20 protein-coding genes and 1 riboswitch are annotated in these 17,153 nt (G+C 60.8%); of the genes, 14 read left to right on the top strand and 6 right to left on the bottom strand.

What is annotated here, in order from left to right; genetic code table 11:
* Window positions 1–273: 273 nt before the first annotated feature.
* Window positions 274–885 carry a LysE family translocator gene (locus tag FCH38_RS04150; RefSeq protein ID WP_174372918.1) on the top strand — a complete coding sequence of 204 codons (612 nt, stop codon included), beginning with the start codon at window positions 274–276 and terminating at the stop codon, window positions 883–885.
* A gap of 24 nt (window positions 886–909) precedes the next feature.
* Here the strand turns inward: FCH38_RS04150 and FCH38_RS04145 are convergent, their stop codons facing one another.
* Window positions 910–1,737 carry an aldo/keto reductase gene (locus FCH38_RS04145; protein ID WP_174372917.1) on the bottom strand — a complete coding sequence of 276 codons (828 nt, stop codon included), beginning with the start codon at window positions 1,735–1,737 and terminating at the stop codon, window positions 910–912.
* 214 nt (window positions 1,738–1,951) lie between these two features.
* Between FCH38_RS04145 and FCH38_RS04140 the strand changes: the two genes are divergently transcribed.
* Window positions 1,952–2,662: a helix-turn-helix transcriptional regulator gene (locus FCH38_RS04140; protein ID WP_174372916.1), complete on the top strand. Its 711-nt coding sequence runs from the start codon at window positions 1,952–1,954 to the stop codon at window positions 2,660–2,662.
* A 48-nt stretch (window positions 2,663–2,710) separates the two neighbouring features.
* Complete coding sequence (locus FCH38_RS04135) at window positions 2,711–3,079, top strand: VOC family protein (protein ID WP_174372915.1); 369 nt, start codon at window positions 2,711–2,713, stop codon at window positions 3,077–3,079.
* A gap of 2 nt (window positions 3,080–3,081) precedes the next feature.
* Here FCH38_RS04135 and tam read toward each other — a convergent pair whose 3' ends face one another.
* A complete protein-coding gene (tam, locus tag FCH38_RS04130) occupies window positions 3,082–3,852 on the bottom strand; it encodes a trans-aconitate 2-methyltransferase (RefSeq protein WP_153513356.1) in 771 nt (256 codons plus the stop codon).
* A gap of 397 nt (window positions 3,853–4,249) precedes the next feature.
* On the opposite strand from tam, the gene FCH38_RS04125 reads away from it, so the two are divergent.
* Both FCH38_RS04125 and FCH38_RS04120 read left to right on the top strand, forming a co-directional pair.
* The gene (locus tag FCH38_RS04125; RefSeq protein ID WP_153513358.1) at window positions 4,250–5,131 is read left to right on the top strand and encodes a branched-chain amino acid aminotransferase; all 882 of its coding nucleotides are present in this window, start codon (window positions 4,250–4,252) and stop codon (window positions 5,129–5,131) included.
* 164 nt (window positions 5,132–5,295) lie between these two features.
* Window positions 5,296–7,644, top strand: a complete 2,349-nt coding sequence (locus FCH38_RS04120) for a methyl-accepting chemotaxis protein (RefSeq protein WP_174372914.1) — start codon at window positions 5,296–5,298, stop codon at window positions 7,642–7,644.
* 207 nt (window positions 7,645–7,851) lie between these two features.
* Here the strand turns inward: FCH38_RS04120 and FCH38_RS04115 are convergent, their stop codons facing one another.
* Window positions 7,852–8,739 (bottom strand): LysR family transcriptional regulator, encoded by an 888-nt coding sequence (locus FCH38_RS04115; protein ID WP_174372913.1) that lies wholly within the window; start codon window positions 8,737–8,739, stop codon window positions 7,852–7,854.
* Window positions 8,740–8,835: 96 nt separating this feature from the next.
* Between FCH38_RS04115 and FCH38_RS04110 the strand changes: the two genes are divergently transcribed.
* Window positions 8,836–9,378: a GNAT family N-acetyltransferase gene (locus FCH38_RS04110; protein ID WP_174372912.1), complete on the top strand. Its 543-nt coding sequence runs from the start codon at window positions 8,836–8,838 to the stop codon at window positions 9,376–9,378.
* A 4-nt stretch (window positions 9,379–9,382) separates the two neighbouring features.
* On the opposite strand, the gene FCH38_RS04105 is transcribed toward FCH38_RS04110, so the two are convergent.
* Window positions 9,383–9,727, bottom strand: a complete 345-nt coding sequence (locus FCH38_RS04105) for a hypothetical protein (RefSeq protein ID WP_174372911.1) — start codon at window positions 9,725–9,727, stop codon at window positions 9,383–9,385.
* Window positions 9,728–9,947: 220 nt separating this feature from the next.
* Between FCH38_RS04105 and FCH38_RS04100 the strand changes: the two genes are divergently transcribed.
* Window positions 9,948–10,550, top strand: a complete 603-nt coding sequence (locus tag FCH38_RS04100; protein ID WP_077982731.1) for a superoxide dismutase — start codon at window positions 9,948–9,950, stop codon at window positions 10,548–10,550.
* A 126-nt stretch (window positions 10,551–10,676) separates the two neighbouring features.
* Complete coding sequence (locus FCH38_RS04095; RefSeq protein WP_174372910.1) at window positions 10,677–11,522, top strand: metallophosphoesterase; 846 nt, start codon at window positions 10,677–10,679, stop codon at window positions 11,520–11,522.
* Here the strand turns inward: FCH38_RS04095 and FCH38_RS04090 are convergent.
* Window positions 11,511–12,221 (bottom strand): helix-turn-helix transcriptional regulator, encoded by a 711-nt coding sequence (locus FCH38_RS04090; protein ID WP_149898819.1) that lies wholly within the window; start codon window positions 12,219–12,221, stop codon window positions 11,511–11,513. The two genes, FCH38_RS04095 and FCH38_RS04090, sit on opposite strands and share 12 nt — an antisense overlap.
* A gap of 132 nt (window positions 12,222–12,353) precedes the next feature.
* Between FCH38_RS04090 and FCH38_RS04085 the strand changes: the two genes are divergently transcribed.
* The 6 genes from FCH38_RS04085 (at window position 12,354) to FCH38_RS04060 (ending at window position 16,394) form a co-directional block, all read left to right on the top strand.
* Window positions 12,354–12,998 (top strand): LysE family translocator, encoded by a 645-nt coding sequence (locus FCH38_RS04085; RefSeq protein WP_174372909.1) that lies wholly within the window; start codon window positions 12,354–12,356, stop codon window positions 12,996–12,998.
* A 247-nt stretch (window positions 12,999–13,245) separates the two neighbouring features.
* Entirely contained in the window at window positions 13,246–13,680 is a 435-nt protein-coding gene (locus tag FCH38_RS04080; protein ID WP_174372908.1) for a c-type cytochrome, read from the top strand.
* A gap of 87 nt (window positions 13,681–13,767) precedes the next feature.
* Window positions 13,768–14,688 (top strand): c-type cytochrome, encoded by a 921-nt coding sequence (locus FCH38_RS04075; RefSeq protein WP_174372907.1) that lies wholly within the window; start codon window positions 13,768–13,770, stop codon window positions 14,686–14,688.
* Window positions 14,689–14,777: 89 nt separating this feature from the next.
* Window positions 14,778–15,005, top strand: a riboswitch (cobalamin riboswitch).
* A gap of 162 nt (window positions 15,006–15,167) precedes the next feature.
* Complete coding sequence (locus FCH38_RS04070; protein ID WP_046798597.1) at window positions 15,168–15,350, top strand: CbtB domain-containing protein; 183 nt, start codon at window positions 15,168–15,170, stop codon at window positions 15,348–15,350.
* 11 nt (window positions 15,351–15,361) lie between these two features.
* Complete coding sequence (locus tag FCH38_RS04065) at window positions 15,362–16,075, top strand: CbtA family protein (protein ID WP_174372906.1); 714 nt, start codon at window positions 15,362–15,364, stop codon at window positions 16,073–16,075.
* Window positions 16,076–16,079: 4 nt separating this feature from the next.
* Window positions 16,080–16,394, top strand: coding sequence for a hypothetical protein (locus tag FCH38_RS04060; RefSeq protein ID WP_174372905.1), 315 nt, complete (start codon window positions 16,080–16,082; stop codon window positions 16,392–16,394).
* Window positions 16,395–16,586: 192 nt separating this feature from the next.
* On the opposite strand, the gene FCH38_RS04055 is transcribed toward FCH38_RS04060, so the two are convergent.
* On the bottom strand, window positions 16,587–17,153 hold the full coding sequence (locus FCH38_RS04055; RefSeq protein ID WP_174372904.1) for a type 1 glutamine amidotransferase family protein: 567 nt from the start codon (window positions 17,151–17,153) through the stop codon (window positions 16,587–16,589).

The raw sequence follows: 17,153 nt of genomic DNA, 5'->3' as shown, positions 1-17,153 counted from the left end.
GGAAAGGTCTGCGCGGCATGTCTGGGGTTTCTGGGGAGCGCAAACGCACCCTCTTTCCTCATTCCTGTGCTTGTCACAGGAATCCAGCCAGCCCAAGTCTTTGGGCTGAAAGGACTCCCCCGCCGCGCAGACGCGCGTCGACTGGATTCCTGTGACAAGCACAGGAATGAGGGGGGAGGGAGCCTCCGGGCATCAACCCTGCAATTTCATCCAAGACACCCACCCCACGCACCATCATGCTCCCGTCCTCCACCCACAGGACACACCCGCATCATGACTCCCGAATTCCTCATCACATCTTTCATCGTCGCCGCGTCTCCCGGAACCGGCGTGGTCTACACGCTGGCCGCCGGTCTTTCGCAGGGGGCGAGGGCGAGCGTCATCGCGGCCTTCGGCTGCACGCTCGGCATCGTGCCGCATCTGCTCGCCGCCATCACCGGGCTTGCCGCCATTCTGCACACCAGCGCGCTCGCCTTCGGCATCGTCAAATATCTGGGGGTCGCCTATCTCCTCTACATGGCGTGGAACACGCTGCGGGAAGACGGTGCACTGAAGATCGACGATACGAAGGAGCCCCAGAAGGCCGCCCGTGTCATCGGCGAGGCGATCCTCATCAATCTGCTGAACCCAAAACTGTCGATCTTCTTTTTCGCCTTCCTGCCGCAGTTCATCGCGCCGGATGAGGCTTTGCCGACATGGCGCATGATCGATCTCGGACTGATCTTCATGGCCATGACGTTTCTGGTCTTTGCGCTTTATGGCTGTTTCGCCGCCTCGGTCCGGCGGCATGTGGTGTCACGCCCGGCGGTCCTCGCCTGGCTGCGGCGCAGCTTCGCCGCCGCTTTCGTGGCGCTGGGTGCGAAGCTGGCCCTGACCGAGAGATAGACGGGACCAAATGGCCCCGTCGCCTCAGTCGTCCCAATCGGGCGCGAGGTGGCCGGGGCTGACGATGCGGCCATTCGGCCTGGCAAGAGCGTGGATCGCCCGCATTTCCTCTTCCGATAGCGCGAAGTCGAAAATATCGAAATTCTCCTTGAGGCGGCTTTCCGTCGCCGTCTTGGAAAGCGCCACGATATCCGGCTGCTGCACCGCCCAGCGCAGGGTCACCTGCGCGGCGGTCTTGCCGTGTTTCGCGCCGATATCCTTCAGCACAGGATCGTTCGGCACCTTGCCGTCGGCCATCAGATAATAGGCCGTCACCGACATTCCGTGCTTGCGCGCGGCGGAAACCACCTTCGTCTGGTCGAGATAGGGGTGATATTCGATCTGATTGGTCGCAAGCGGCGTGTCGGACAGTTTCACCGCCTCGTCAGTCAGCGCCACGTTGAAGTTGGAAATGCCGATATTGCGCGCCTTGCCGGCCTTGCGCACCGCGTTCAGTGCACCCATGCGTTCGGCAAGCGGCACGTCGCTCTTCGGCCAGTGCAGCAGCAGCAGATCGACATAGTCGGTCTTCAGCTTCGTAAGGCTTTCATCAACGGAGGCAAGAAAATCATCGTGACGGTAGCGGTCCACCCAGACCTTGGTGGTCAGGAAGATATCGTGCCGGGAAATGCCCGATTGCGCGATGACCTCACCCACCGCGCCTTCGTTCTTGTAAATCTGCGCGGTATCGACATGGCGGAAGCCGAGTGTCAGCGCTTCCGGCAGAATGCGCCTGATATCGTCTTCCGGAATGCGGAAGGTGCCGAAACCGAGGGCGGGAATATTCGCGCCATTCGCGCTGACGTCATACATGGATGTCTCTCCTGTTTGCTGAAAACATGGCCGGCGCAAGAGGCCGGGCGGGAAGCCGTCTTTCATTAACTGCCATCCGCGCGATCGGTTTCAACCGTTTTGACACGATCACCCATCCGCGCCATTGCGGGCGGAGAAGCGCGGCGATAACAGTCGGCGGCAGAAGATCATATCGCGGTATGGATTTGAATATGCGGATGGAAGGAAATGTCGCATGTCACGCTCAGAACGGCTTCTCGATCTGTTGCAGATCCTGCGCTCTCACCGCATGCCGGTCAGCGGTGCGGCCCTTGCCGCGCAGACCGGCGTCAGTCTGCGCACGCTCTACCGCGATATAGCGACGCTTCAGGCGCAGGGCGCGGATATCGAGGGCGAGGCGGGCGTGGGTTATGTGCTGCGCCCCGGCTTCCTTCTGCCACCGCTGATGTTTTCCGGGCAGGAAATCGAGGCGCTGGTGCTGGGCTCGCGCTGGGTGGCGGGTCGTGCCGATGCCGGGCTGGCCGAGGCCGCCCGCGCAGCACTCGTCAAGATCGCGGCCGTTCTGCCCGATGCCCTGCGCGAAGAACCCGACAATTCCACGCTTCTCGTCGGCCCCGGCCAAAGCATGGCAACCATCCGCGTCGATCTCGCCGCCATTCGCGATACGATCCGCGAGCAAAGCAAGGTCGTGATGACTTATCGTGACGAAAAGGGAGAGTTGACGGAGCGGGTGATCTGGCCCTTCGCGCTCGCTTTTTTCGATCTGGTGCGGGTGGTACTGGCATGGTGCGAAACGCGGCAGGATTTCCGCAGTTTCCGGGCCGACCGTATCGAAACTTTCCGCCCGATGGACAGCCGTTATCCCCGCCGCCGGCAGGCTTTGCTGAAAGAATGGCGTGAGCGTGAAAAACAACGGCGTCGGCAACACCATGCTGACAAAAACTGACAGCAGGCGGGTCTAGATATCGTTCATCCGCAACACAGGAGAACGACCATGACCCACCCCGATTTCACCATCCTCTATGTCGATAACCCGCCGGCCAGCACGGAATTTTACAAGACCCTGCTGGGTACAGAGCCGGTCGAAGCCTCGCCGACATTCTCCCTGTTCATTCTTCAGAACGGCATGAAGCTCGGCCTCTGGTCGCGCCACACGGTGGAGCCGAAGGCATCGGTGACGGGCGGTGGCGGTGAGCTTGCCTTCCGTGTCGGAAACGACGCACAGGTGGATGAGACATTCGCCAGATGGCAGGCAAGAGGTGTTCCCATGCTGCAGCAGCCCGCGAAAATGGAATTTGGCTACACTTTTACGGCCGCCGACCCCGACAACCACCGTCTCAGGGTCTATGCCTTCGCTGGTTGACGCTACTTCTTCACCGCCACCACAAACAGCCGTGGAAAGCGCAGCAGCAGGCGGCCGTCCGCCATCGGCGGATAGGCCGCCTTGATACGCTGCGTATAGTCGGTGAGGAAGGCTTCGCGGTTTTCCTCACCGGCGGCGGCGAGGTAGGGGCGCAGCCCGGTGCCCTTCACCCATTCGACGATGCTTTCCGCATCCTTCATCGGGTGGTTATAGATGGTGTGCCACACATCCACGCGGGCAGCTTTCGGCGCCAGCGCGTTGAAATAGTCCGATGGCGCGGGCAGGGGTTTGCGCCGCAGTCTGCCGTCAGTAAACGTATCCTTCCACGGGCCGTTCGCGCCGGTCGCTTCCATGGCGCGATGTGTCGGTTCCTGCAGATTATCCGGCATCTGCACCGCCAGAACCCCGCCGCTGTCCAGCTGGTCCATCAATTGCGAAAGAACGGCAAGATGATCCGGCACCCACTGGAAAACCGCATTGGCGTAAAGCAGATCGGCCTTGTGGGCCGGTCGCCACTGCGAAAGATCGGCCTTGCCGAAGTTGGTATTTGGCAGCCGGTCCGCCGCCTTGGCCAACATGTCGTCATCGCTGTCGATGCCGGTGATGACATTGACGCCATAACGGTCGGTCAGAAGCTCGGTGGAATTGCCCGGCCCGCAGCCGAGATCATAGCCGTTCAGCACCCGCTCCAGCGGCACCTGCGCCAGAAGGTCCCGGGCGGGCCGCGTCCGCTCATCTTCGAATTTCAGATATTGCTGGGCGGACCATGCCATGATTTCCTCCTGCCAGAGAGCTGTAAGACCGTGAGCATCGCACGGGCGAAATAGCGCCGCCATCATCCGATGCATGAATTATTGTGATGAACCTATTCACCAACCTTTTGTTTCGCCTCATAAAACATCTTTATCGGTGCGTCGCTTTGTTATTTTCCATCAAAATCAGAAATCGTGGCAATTAAAACTTGACCTCATCAGGCGAGAGGCATTCACTCCGGCCGATTTTCCAAAGCATTTCCAGCAAAAGTGCGAAGCGGTTTTGCGTCTGGAAATGCGACCAGAGACAAGCAGCCCATTTCCAGCAAAATGCAAAGCGTTTTGCGCCCTGAAATGCGACAGGCAAAAAGACGGAGCGTTTTCGCCTTACGGAAACGCTTGAAAACAGGAGCCCGCCATGAGCGTCGATACAGCACCCCGATCAACCACCTGGACCTATGTTGACGGTCAATGGCTTCCCGGCAACCCGCCGCTCATCGGCCCGACCTCGCATGCCATGTGGCTGGCCTCCACGGTGTTCGACGGCGCACGCTGGTTCGATGGCGTCGCTCCCGATCTTGATCTGCATTGCCAGCGCGTCAACCGCTCGGCCGTCAATATGGGCATGAAGCCGACGATGACGGCGGAGGAGATCGAGACCCTGGCGCTGGAAGGCGTCAAGAAATTCGATGGCAATATGGCGATCTATATCAAGCCGATGTATTGGGCCGAACACGGCATGCCGGGCAGCGTCGTGGCGCCGGATGCCAGCTCCACCCGTTTCGCGCTCTGCCTGTTCGAAGCGCCGATGGATGCCGGCAAGCCGCTGACGCTCACCGTCTCGCCGCTGCGCCGTCCCTCGCCGGAAACCGCGATGACCGACGCCAAGGCCGGCAGCCTCTATCCCAATAGCGGCCGCGCCATTATTGAGGCCCGCGCTCGGGGCTTCGACAACGCCCTGATGCGCGACATGAATGGCAATGTCGCCGAATCCGCATCCGCCAACGTCTTCATGGTCAAGGACGGCGTAGTCCTCACCCCCGTTCCGAACCGCACCTTCCTTGCCGGCATCACCCGGTCGCGGGTGATGGGCCTGCTGCGCCAGGCCGGTTTCGAAGTGCGCGAAGCAACGCTCTCGGTCGAGGATTTCCGCGAGGCGGACGAAATCTTCTGCTCGGGCAATTATTCGAAAGTCTCGCCTGTCGTGAAGCTCGATGACCGCGTGCTGCAGGCAGGCCCGGTGGCGCGCAAGGCGCTCGATCTTTACCTGGACTGGGCGCGTCTCGGCACAGACGTCTGAGACCCGGTACCCCGTTTTGAAAAGCTGCGGCAGGGTCATGACCCTGCCGCAGCTTTTTTTTGAATTGTGATATTTCCCATGAAAATCGAGGGGCAATTTAATCCAATTTTAGAAAAACTCCCTGTAGCTTGCGGCATTATCGGTTTGGGCTACGGGGGCCACCAATGTCTTTCAGCATACGCAATATACTTGTTGGTTTTTTTCTGCTTGTCGGCATTGCACTGGCCGGCTTCGTGGGCAATGCCATGTGGCAATCCGTCTATCGAGCCCGCACTTTTTCCGATGTCGCGCAGCTCGTTTCGCTCGACAGGCTGCTGTTTAACGCCCTGCTGAACTTTCGGAGCGAACGCGGCAACAGCGCTTCGGCGCTGACCGTTGATCCGGCGAAGACGGCGAGTACCATCGCCAGCGTGCAGGCGTCGCGCCAGAAGGTGGATGCGGCCATGGGCGGATTTCTCGAACAGTCCGCAGCACTTGGCCAGACCGGGCTGCAAGCGCCGCTTGCCCGCGTGAAAGACATCTACGCGCAGGTTCTGGATTTGCGCAAAAAGATCGACGCCAACGTCACCTTGCCGCTCGACCGCCGCGAAAGCGGGCTGGACAAGGCCGTGCTGGCGCTCGGGGCGGATTTCCTGACCGCGCTCGAGACGGGATCGACGGCGGTGGAAGGCGAGGTCCGCTCGCTGGATCAGAGCCTGACGGGCCTCATACAGCTCCGGTCCTATGGCTGGTCGGCGCGCGCACTTGGCGGCAGCGCCACCGTCGTCATCAATGCGGTCGTGGCCCAGCAGCGGCCGCTGACCCCGCAGGAAACCCAGCAGCTTGGCAATTTCGATGCCGGCGCGGCCTTTGCGTGGAAAGCCACCGGCGAACTCGTCGCGCATGAATCGACGCCGCAGTCCCTGAAGGATATCTACGCCGTTGCCGACCGGACCTATTTCAAGGGCGATTTCATTACCGAGCGCGCGAAGCTGATCGACGATCTGAATAACGGCCGCACGCCGTCCTTCACCATCGACACGTGGCGCAACACAGTCACGGCCAACCTCGACACGGTTGCGAAAATCGCTTCCGAAGCGATGGACGTTCTCAATGCCAATGCCGAAAAGGCGAAACAGGACGCCCTTGTCGGCGCGATCATTTATCTGGCGGCCTTCATCGTCACGCTTGGGGTCTGCATTCTCTGTCTCGCCGTCATCATTGGCCGCGTTACCCGCCCGATCAGCCGCTTGACCAATTCGATGATGGAACTCGCCAACGGCAACCTTTCCATCGACGTGCCCGGTGCCAAACGCAGCGATGAAATCGGCGAAATGGCCCGCGCGGTCGAGATTTTCCGTGAGGCGGCAATCCGTAACCGGCAATTGGAGACGGATGCCGTCGGCAATCGCGAAAAGGCCGAACGGGATCGTATCGAGTTGCAGCAACGCACGGAAGCCGAGGCCGAGGAACGGCTCACGCAGGCCACCGGTTCGCTGGCTGGCGGTCTTCGCCGGCTTGCCTCCGGCGACATGGTCTGCGAGATCGCCACGCCGTTCGCGCCACAGTTCGAAGCATTGCGACACGATTTCAACAGTTCCGTCGTTCAGCTGCGCGAGGCGCTGGCAAGCGTCGGCAATTCCGTCCAGACCGTGAATGGCGGCGCGCACGAAGTGTCGTCCGCCTCCGACGACCTTTCCCGCCGCACCGAGCAGCAGGCCGCCTCTCTGGAAGAAACCGCCGCCGCACTGGAAGAAATCACCGCCAATGTGTCGTCAACCTCCAAGCGGGCGAGCGAGGCGCGCGATACGGTGCGCGAGGCGCGCACCAAGGCCGACCTTTCCGGCAAGGTGGTGCGCGATGCCGTCTCCGCCATGGAGCGTATCGAACATTCCTCGAAACAGATCGGCCAGATCATCGGCGTCATCGATGAAATCGCCTTCCAGACCAACCTTCTGGCGCTGAATGCCGGCGTCGAGGCAGCGCGCGCTGGCGAGGCAGGCCGGGGCTTTGCGGTCGTGGCGCAGGAAGTGCGCGAACTGGCGCAGCGTTCCGCCAAGGCCGCCAAGGAGATCAAGCAGCTCATCAACACCTCCGCCGCAGCAGTGGGTGAGGGCGTGAAGCTGGTCGCCGATACCGGCGTCGGGCTTTCCGAAATCGAGCAGCTGGTGCTATCCGTCAACGCCCATATGGACGCCATTGCCACGGCGGCGCAGGAACAATCCTCGGGTCTCGCGGAGGTCAACACCGCCGTCAACCACATGGATCAGGCCACGCAGCAAAATGCCGCGATGGTCGAGGAAATGAACGCTGCCGGCGCCGGTCTGGCGCAGGAATGCGCCAATCTCCAGTCGCTGCTTTCGCAATTCCAGCTCGGCCAGCAGGCCTCGGCATTGCGCGATACGGCAAGGCAAATGCAGCGGGCCGCAAGCCCGGCACGTGCTCCGGTCTCTCCAGCCCCGAAAGCCCGCCCGGTTGCCGCGCGCGGCAATGCGGCGCTGGCCGTGAAGGGCGATGAGTGGACTGAGTTCTGAGTTTAGCACGCCAGCTCTGCCTCATCAAAAGGCATCGGCAACGTTGTTGCCGAGGCTTTCTCCACCCGCGACGTCATCCTCGGGCTTGTCCCGAGGATCTGCAACCGATTGATTTTGTTGACGTGTTTGGATCCTTGGGGCAAGCCCAAGGATGACGCTGAAGACATGCGCGCTATTCGCCATCAGCTTCGATGACCGAAACCGGCCTCATCGTTTCCGCAAGTCCGGCAACGCACCGGCAAGCGCCCGCAGCGGCGCGGTCATGTGCTTGTCGCGCCGCAATGCCAGCGCGATACGCCGTTCGAGCGGCGGTTCGAGGGAGCGCCACTCCAGCCCTGATGCCGCCCCTTCATGCTCCATGGCCATGCGTGGCACGATCGCGAGGCCGAGGCCCGCGCCCGCGAGCTTCTTGATAGCCTCGACGCTTCCCAGTTCCATGGCCGGCTGTACCGTGCGCCCGCTCGCCGAAAACCATTGATCCACGAGCCTGCGCGTATTGCCGCCCTCGTAGAGGAGCAGCGGCTGCGTCGACAGCGTTTCGGCATTCAGCACCGTCGCCCCGGAAACGGAGCCATTCGGGAAAACCGCGACCAGTTCATCGAGATGGATATCGCGGATATCGAGGCTGCGGCCGCTGGCCGGCAGGGCCACCACCGCGGCATCGATCGTATTGGCTTCCAGAAGCCGTAAAATATCGTGGGTATTGCCGGTCTGCACGACGATGTCGATGCCCGGCATCGCCTGGCGGATACGGCCAAGCACCGGTGGCAGCAGGTAGATGCAGGCGGTGGCGCCCGTGCCGATGCGTAAGCGTCCCGTCACCCCGCTGCGATGCGGCGCGACGGTATCGATGGCATGCGCCACTTCTTCAGTGATGCGTCTTGCATGGATGAGGAAGTCCCGGCCCGCCGCCGTCGGCTGCGCCCGCCTGCCGACGCGTTCGATCAGCCGCACGCCGAGCTGCTTTTCCAGCAGTCTGATGTGAAGGCTGATGGCTGGCTGCGTCAGCCCGACTTTGTCGGCGGCGGCGGAGAAGCTGCCGAGATCGGCCACATCCATGAAGCTGCGCACCTGCCGCAGATCGAGGTCCATCATCAAAGAAAACCTTATCGTTTGTATAAGACAGATAATCTTTATTTTGATTGCGCCGCAATGCACAATGATGGCGTGAATGACCGCAGGACAGCAAGAATGACCCTTCCCACCGTTTCCAGCCTTTTAATCCGCCCCTGTGAAGAGGCGGATATTCCAGCCATCACCGAAATCTACCGGGATGCTGTGCTCCATGGCAGCGCCAGCTTCGAGATCGACCCGCCGACCGTCGAAACCATGATCGAGCGCCGCCGCCTTCTGGTGGAGGGCAACTATCCCTATCTCGTCGCCGAGTGCGATGGAAAGGTAGCCGGATATGCCTATGCCGGCGCTTACCGCGCCCGCCCGGCCTATGGCGCGGCGGTCGAGGATTCCGTTTATATCGATCCGGCCATGAAGGGCATGGGTATCGGCCGCAAGCTGCTCGATGCGCTGATCGAAGATGCAACCGCGCGCGGTTTCCGGCAGATGATCGCCGTCGTCGGCGATAGCGCCAACGCCGCTTCGGTCGGCGTCCACCGCGCCGCCGGTTTCGAGCATGTCGGCACCTTCAAATCCATCGGCTGGAAACACGGCCAATGGCTGGACACGGTGCTGATGCAGCGGCCGCTGGGCGAGGGGGACAGCACACCCCGCTTTTAAGCGTTCAGGGCTTCGTAGAACCGGGAATCTCGACCTTCAGCGTATCGCCGGCAAGCTCGCTGCCCAGTTCTACGGCCTTGGTCTTCTTGTCATAGACGCAGATATGGCTGACCGTCGCATCCGTGCCTTTCGCCTTGCCGGTGAGGATGGCGAGACCGTAATTTTCGCTGCCGACGGGATCAACCACCGCCTTGGCATCCTCGATCATGTCCTTGGCCACGCCAAGGCAGGCGGTCTGCACATCCGCCACGAATTCCTTCCACGCATCATCCGACGATGCGGCGGCGGGTAGCGCCAGCGATGAGAAGGCGGCGAAGAACAGAACGTTTCGGGCGATGAAGCGCGTCATGGAATTTCCTTCCTGCATTTTCGGCAAAAGCGAACCGATAGGGTGGAAAACGGTACGCCAGGGTTGTGAAACAAATGTGGTGGCGGCTGGCTCGAGACGAATTTTCTCTTTTGTCGGAACATTTTGATATTTCGCAGGTTGCCCAAACAAAGGTTCGCTCCTATGGTCCGCGCACACGGTTTCAAGGAGCGGTCCAGCCGCTGCAACAAGGAGTAAAACCATGGCCTTCGAACTTCCCGAACTCCCCTACGACTACGACGCGCTTGCACCTTACATGTCGCGCGAGACGCTCGAGTTCCATCACGACAAGCACCACAAGGCATATGTCGACAACGGCAACAAGCTGGCGGCCGAAGCCGGTCTTTCCGACCTGTCGCTCGAGGAAGTCGTGAAGAAGTCCTTTGGCACCAATGCCGGCCTCTTCAACAACGCTGCCCAGCACTACAACCACGTTCATTTTTGGAAGTGGATGAAGAAGGACGGCGGCGGCAACAAGCTGCCGGGCAAACTGGAACAGGCATTCGCTTCCGATCTCGGCGGTTACGACAAGTTCAAGGCTGATTTCATCGCTGCCGGCACCACGCAGTTCGGCTCCGGCTGGGCGTGGCTCTCCGTCAAGAACGGCAAGCTCGAAATCTCCAAGACCCCGAACGGTGAAAACCCGCTGGTTCACGGTGCAGAGCCGATCCTCGGCGTCGACGTCTGGGAACACTCCTACTACATCGACTACCGCAACCTGCGTCCGAAGTACCTCGAAGCCTTCGTTGATAACCTCATCAACTGGGACTACGTCCTGGAGCGTTACGAAGCCGCTGCCAAGTAAGGCTTGGCGAACGGAATTTTTGAACACCCGGCCGTTGTGCCGGGTGTTCTGCTTTTTGGGCCTCGGTTGCTCCTTCCAATCGTGTTGTCACAAGCCTGTCATCAGCCGGGTTTATCGCGGCGCATCATGACTGAAAAAAGCAAGCCTCTCTTCTCCTTCGGCATCGTCGCCGATCCCCAATATGCCAATGCCGATCCCCGTCCGGACATGGGTCGCTATTATGCCGAAAGCCCGAAAAAGCTTTCCGAAGCGGTGGCCGCCTTCAACGAAGAGGACCTCGCCTTTGTGGTGACGCTCGGCGACATCATCGACCGTGGTTTCGACAATTTCGATGCGATCCTCAGCGTTTATGACGGGCTTCGCCATCCCTCGGTCCTGTTGCCGGGTAATCATGATTTTTCAGTTGCGCCTGAACATCTGACCGCCATCCATGCCCGCCTTGGCATGCCGGCCCCCTGGCATGACTTCGCCATTGGCAATGTCCGCTTCGCCGTGCTCGATGGCAACGAGGTCAGTCTCTTCGCCCCGCCGCCCGGCGATCCGCGTCGCGCACTTGCGCAGGAGCGGCTGAAGCACCTGCAGGAAGCGGGCGCGATTAATGCACAGGACTGGAACGCCTCGCTCAGCGACGAGCAGTTCGAATGGCTGCAAAGCCTCCTGCAAAAATCGGATGCGGCCGGCGAAAAAGTGGTCGTGCTGTGCCACTATCCGCTTTATCCGGAAAACGCTCACAACATGTGGGATTCACCGCGCATTCTTGATCTTCTCGGCGCCCATGCTTCGGCCGTCGCATGGTTCAATGGCCATAATCACGAAGGCAACTACGGTGCGCTGGGTAACACCCACTTCGTCAATTTCAAGGGCATGGTGGATACGCCCGACCAGAACACCTTCGCTATATCAGATGTTTTCGAAGACCGGATCGTCATTCGCGGTTTTGGCCGCGAGGAGGATCGTCTCTTACAGCTGTGAGGATGGACTGCCCGGCTGGTTGCTCTGCCAGCCGCTCATCCACAATTGCCGCAGCTTTTCACCTTCAAGCTTGAAAAAGCTGCCGGTGCTTTCGCAGGTCAAAACCCGGTCAGAGCGGAAGTTACGGATCGCCTGCCGTAATTCGCACCAGCCGACGATATTCACCGTCTCCGAATAATAGATCACGGCAATGGGCCGGATCTGCCGCCGGGTCTCTGCGCCGGTTTCATCGCGATAGCTGATGTCCAGCCGCTCTTCATCGCGCACCGCCCGCCGGACGGTGGCAAGATCGATGCCGGCAGGTGCTGGCGCGATGCTGCCCCAGGCATGCAGGGCATTGGCCGACAGGGTTTTGGACAGGGGTTCGGGCAGCGAGGCGGCAATCTTGTCGCTCGCTTTTCTCGCCGCCTGCCGCAATTCGGTATCACCGGAACGGCCAACCATGGCGAGCGCCAGCACGATTGCCTCGGTCTCTTCGATGGAAAACATCAGCGGCGGCAGGCTGAAGCCGGGGCGCAGAATATAACCGACGCCGCGCTCGCCTTCGATGGGCACCCGCATGGTCTGGAGGGCGGCTATGTCGCGATAGACCGAACGGGCCGTCACTTCCAGCTTTTCGGCAATCATCTGGGCGGTAACGGGCCGGCGGGCCAGCCGCAGGATCTGAATGATCTCGAACAGTCTCGAGGCCTTGCGCATTGACATTTCCCCGGCGTTTTTTCAAGCCAACTGACATAATGCTGTCAGTTGGCTTTTTCTATAAACGGCAAAACACATTGAGAAACATGCATATTCCTAAATGTGCCATGAACCGTCTGGGGAGATACTGACATGAGTTACGCCGAAAATCTCTGGCTTTTCTTTCTGGTCCTGTTCGGCATCATCATCCTGCCGGGCATGGACATGCTGTTCGTGCTGGCAAGCGCGCTGACGGGCGGCAGGAAAACCGGCCTTTCGGCCGCAAGCGGCATGAGCGCCGGCGGCATCGTGCATTCGCTTTATGGCGCGGCCGGCGTTGGCCTGCTCGCCGCCTGGATGCCGTCGCTGTTTCTGCCGCTTCTCATTGTCGGCGCTGCCTATATGGTCTGGATCGGCATCGGCCTGATGCGCAGCGCAATCGTCGTGAATGGCGATGAGGCGCAGGCGAGCGCCTCATCGAAAAAAGCGTTCTGGCGGGCGGTGCTGACCTGCCTTTCCAACCCGAAAGCCTATCTGTTCATGATGGCGGTCTATCCGCAATTTCTCAAACCGGCCTATGGTCCGATCTGGATGCAGGGGCTGGTGATGGGGGCGATGGTGGCGGTAACGCAGTTTACCGTTTATGGCGCGCTGGCGCTGACGGCGGATAAAAGCCGGCAATGGCTGGTTTCTTCACCCGGCGCCACGATCTTCATCGGTCGCGCTGCCGGTTTCATGCTGGTTGCCGCAGCGCTGCTGACATTTTGGGAAGCTCTGTCGTGGAGCCTCGGCGAATAACAGGAACAGGTTCCGCCGCTCCAGGGAGGCTATTCCCTGGCAAGCCAGCGAATGCTCTCCTTTGGCCCGTTGTTTTGTCACGGGTTCTTGTCGGAAAACCGTCGGACACTTTTCGGCCTGATACTCTAGACTTCTGTTTTCACGGCGGAATTCACCGCAATGTGACTTCTTTTCGCCATGCGGAAAGGGCATCCTCGCGCCGTTCCATCAAGCGTCCGGCACCCGGCCGGAATCAAGGAGAGAGTGTATGAAACTGAAAACCATCGCGGCGGCCATGCTTTTCGGCTGTCTTTGCGCCGGAGCGGTCTTCGCTGCCGGCGAAGTCGAAAAACGTGAAGGCATGATGAAGCAGATCGGCGGCTCCATGGGCGCGCTGGCTGCCATCTCCAAGGGCCAGAAGCCCTTCGACGCCGAGGCCGTCAAGGCTGCCGTGACGACCATCAGCACCAATGCCAAGGCTTTCCCTGATCAGTTCCCGAAGGGTTCCGAGACCGGCAGCGCGGCTGCCCCCGCCATCTGGGAAAATTTCGAGGACTTCAAGGCCAAGGCGGCCAAGCTCGGTGCTGATGCCGATACGGTTCTTGCCAATCTCCCCACCGATCAGGCGGGCGTCACCACCGCCATGAAGACGCTCGGTGCCGATTGCGGCACCTGCCACCAGACCTATCGTCTGAAGAAATAAATCATGAATTTCAAAACGCCGCTTCCCGGCGGCGTTTTTTCACTTTGAAAGACACCTGATCACTCGGGTGAGAATGGGGAGAGGGGTATGTCTTCCATTTGGACGAAGCTTGTGGGCGGGGCCGTGATCGCGGCCATTGCCGGCTACGGCATTTTCGCGTGGGTCACCGCGCCGCAGCGGCAGGCGCCCAGCCATTGGGTCAGCCTCGGAGAGCCGGATCTGGCCAATGGCGAAACGCTGTTCTGGGCGGGTGGCTGCGCAAGCTGTCATGCCGCACCGGATGCCACGGGCGACGCGATGCGGACGCTTGCTGGCGGGCAGGCGCTGAAAAGCCCCTTCGGCACCTTCCATGTGCCCAATATTTCCTCTGATCCACAGCACGGTATCGGCAGCTGGACGCTGGCGGAATTCGGCGATGCCATGACGCGCGGGGTGGGAAAGAACGGCGAACATCTTTACCCGTCTTTCCCTTACGCCTCCTATGCGCGCATGACGCAGAAGGACGTGAACGACCTGTTCGGTTATCTGAAAACCCTGCCGGCCAGCCAGAATGATGCGCCGGATCATGACCTGCCGTTTCCCTTCAACCTGCGCATGGCGCTCGGCGGCTGGAAATTCCTGTATTTCGACACTTCCGCACCGCCGCGCGTCGAGCTTGCCAATGCCAATGCCGAATTGCTGCGCGGCCAGTATCTGGTCGAAGGGCCGGGCCATTGCGGTGAATGCCACACCCCGCGCAATGCGCTCGGCGGTTTTCTGGAGGGCAAATGGCTGGCTGGCGGCCCCAATCCCGAAGGTGAAGGCCGCATTCCCGATATCACGCCGGGTTCTGCGAGCATCGGATCGTGGACGACGGCCGATATTGCCGGCTATCTGGAAACCGGCTTCACCCCGGAATTCGACAGCGTCGGTGGCCCCATGGTCAAGGTGCAGCAGAACATGGCGCATCTCACCGCCGAAGACCGCAATGCGATTGCGGCCTATCTGAAGGCGATCCCGTCTCGATAACTGGGCATGGCTTGGGTTGGCGCTCACCACATGCTTCACGTCATGCTGGGCCAAGGAGCCGCCACCATTGACTCCCACACCCACCCGGTCGATAACATGTCCGTGATGGTTCCTTCCGGGCGTTCCGGAAGGTGAAAAGGGAACACGATAGGGAGAAATCCTCATTCGTGGCTGCCCCCGCAACTGTGAGCGGAGAGCCTGAAACGAAATGCCACTGGCAAGCCATCTCGCCCTTATTCACGGCGAGGGCGATGCCGGGAAGGTGTTTCAGGTTTTGACCCGTAAGCCAGGAGACCTGCCATCACGGAAATGTCCATGCCGGCGGGGTGTCCGGAAGAGCGGAATGTCAGGGTCGTCGGCTTCGATACCCCTGTGTCAGTCTCGTATCCCCGTGGTGAAGTGTATCATATGCGGTCTGGTGGCTTTTTGCCGTTCGGCCGCATCTTATGGCGCGGGGTCGCGCCGGGAGAGGGGTCACCATGTCTATCCAGCAGAATACGGCCAATGCTGCCGTTTCAGCAAAAACGGGCAGCTTCGCGCAATCGCTGACGGCGATCGTGCTTGGCCTGTTCGTCGTCGGTTTTGTCGGCTTTTCGCATGTGGAAGCCGTTCACAATGCCGCGCATGACACGCGTCATGCCAATGCCTTCCCCTGCCATTGAGGGGAAACGGCATGTCATTTTTTCGCAATATCGTCTTTACCGCCGTTCTGGTCGGCATCGTGGGTGGTTTAGCCGTCTCGGCCATGCAGGCTTTCGGGACCACGCCGCTCATCCTTCAGGCGGAAACCTTTGAAAGCGCCGGCGGCGAAGCGGCCCATAGCCATGATGCGGCAGCACCCGGCGCTGCGGTTCCCGCCCATGAGCACAATGACGAGGCCTGGACTCCGGCCGATGGTTTAGAACGCACCGCCTATACTGTCGCTGCCAATGTGCTGACCGCCATCGGTTACGCGCTGGTGCTGACCGGTCTCATCTCGCTGCGCGGCACCGATGCCGGCTGGCGCGAAGGTCTTCTGTGGGGCGTTGCCGGTTTTGCCGCCGTCATGCTCGCGCCGATGATCGGCCTGCCGCCGGAATTGCCGGGAAGCCCGGCCGCAGCACTTGAGGCGCGGCAAATCTGGTGGCTCTCGACGGTTGCCGCAACCGCGGGCGGCATTGCGCTGATTGCGTTTCGCCGCGAGCCCTGGGCCATCGTTCTTGCTCTGGTCCTGATCGTCGCGCCGCATGTGGTGGGCGCACCGCTGCCGCCGGAAGGCGAACATGCGCTGGCGCCGCTGCCGCTGGAACGGCAGTTCATCGTTGCCGCCACCATCACCAGCTTCGTTTTCTGGGCGCTGCTTGGAACACTGAGCGCGTTTTTCCTGAAACGCTTCCAGTCGGCGTAAATGCATGCAGGACGCAGCGGAATGGAGTGACGAACTCGATGCGCTGCGTTTTGTCGTTCCCGGTCACGGTGCATTCTGCGCCGTGCACCGTCTTGCCTTCAAGGCAGTCCTCGGGCCAGACCCGGTGCGCGAAGCGGCTCTCGCCTATTTTCATGAAAACGAGGCCGGCTTTATCGCCGCAGCGCGCAGCAAGATCGAGCGCTCGAATTTGCCAGTCGGGCGTAGTTTGCATTTGAACAGCCGCGATATCCGCCGCGCGATTGCCGGCGAAGGGCCGGAGTTTGCGGCGCGTGTGTGCCGGGTGCTTGATCACGGATGATGCGTGATGATGTCCAGATGTTCGTGTTTTGCTCCGACCTCATTCCTGTGCTTGTCACAGGAATCCAGTCGACGCGCGTCTGCGCGGCGAGAGAAGTCCTTCCAGCCCAACGACTTGGGCTGGCTGGATTCCTGTGACGAGCACAGGAATGAGGGTGGGGGAGCTTACGTGGCCGCAATATCAGCCTGCGCCTTACCGATGCTCCGCTGCAAAAACCTGAAGTTCCGCCTCGGCTTCCGGACCAAAGAGGCCGAGGTTTTTCAGAATTTCCACCGCGAAGCTGACCGGCGCGCTGCCGGCTGCCGTGATGACGCCGCCATCGCTGACCGCCTTCGGCTGGTCACGATAAAGACCATCGCCGCTATAGGCCGGATAGGCCTTGTGTGAGGCGAGCGAATTGCCGGTATGGGCGACATGGTTCAGGATACCCGTGCCGGCCAGCGCGCTTGCCGCCGCACAGATACCGGCAACCAGCCGGTCTTTTTCGCGAAAGCGCTGCACCAGCCCGCCAAGATCGGCGGCCGTACCCTTTTCCCAGCTAAGACCGCCGGGAATGACGAGCGCATCGATGCTGTCAGGATCAAGCGCGTCATAGGAGGTTTCGGGCGTCACATTCAGCCCGCCCATCGATGTTACCGGCCGCCCGTCCGGGGTGGCATGAACGATCTCGACGCCGAGATAGCTGCGTGCCGCCGCCGTTAGCAGCGCCGGTTCCCAGTCCGCAAAATCCTGCGCCAGCGCAATCGCGATACGTGTCAT

The sequence above is a fragment of the Agrobacterium tumefaciens genome, from assembly GCF_013337285.1.
Classification (GTDB): Bacteria; Pseudomonadota; Alphaproteobacteria; order Rhizobiales; family Rhizobiaceae; genus Agrobacterium; species Agrobacterium burrii.
Note: the sequence above shows the minus strand (reverse complement) of the source record. Positions and strands in the feature narration are given on the sequence as shown.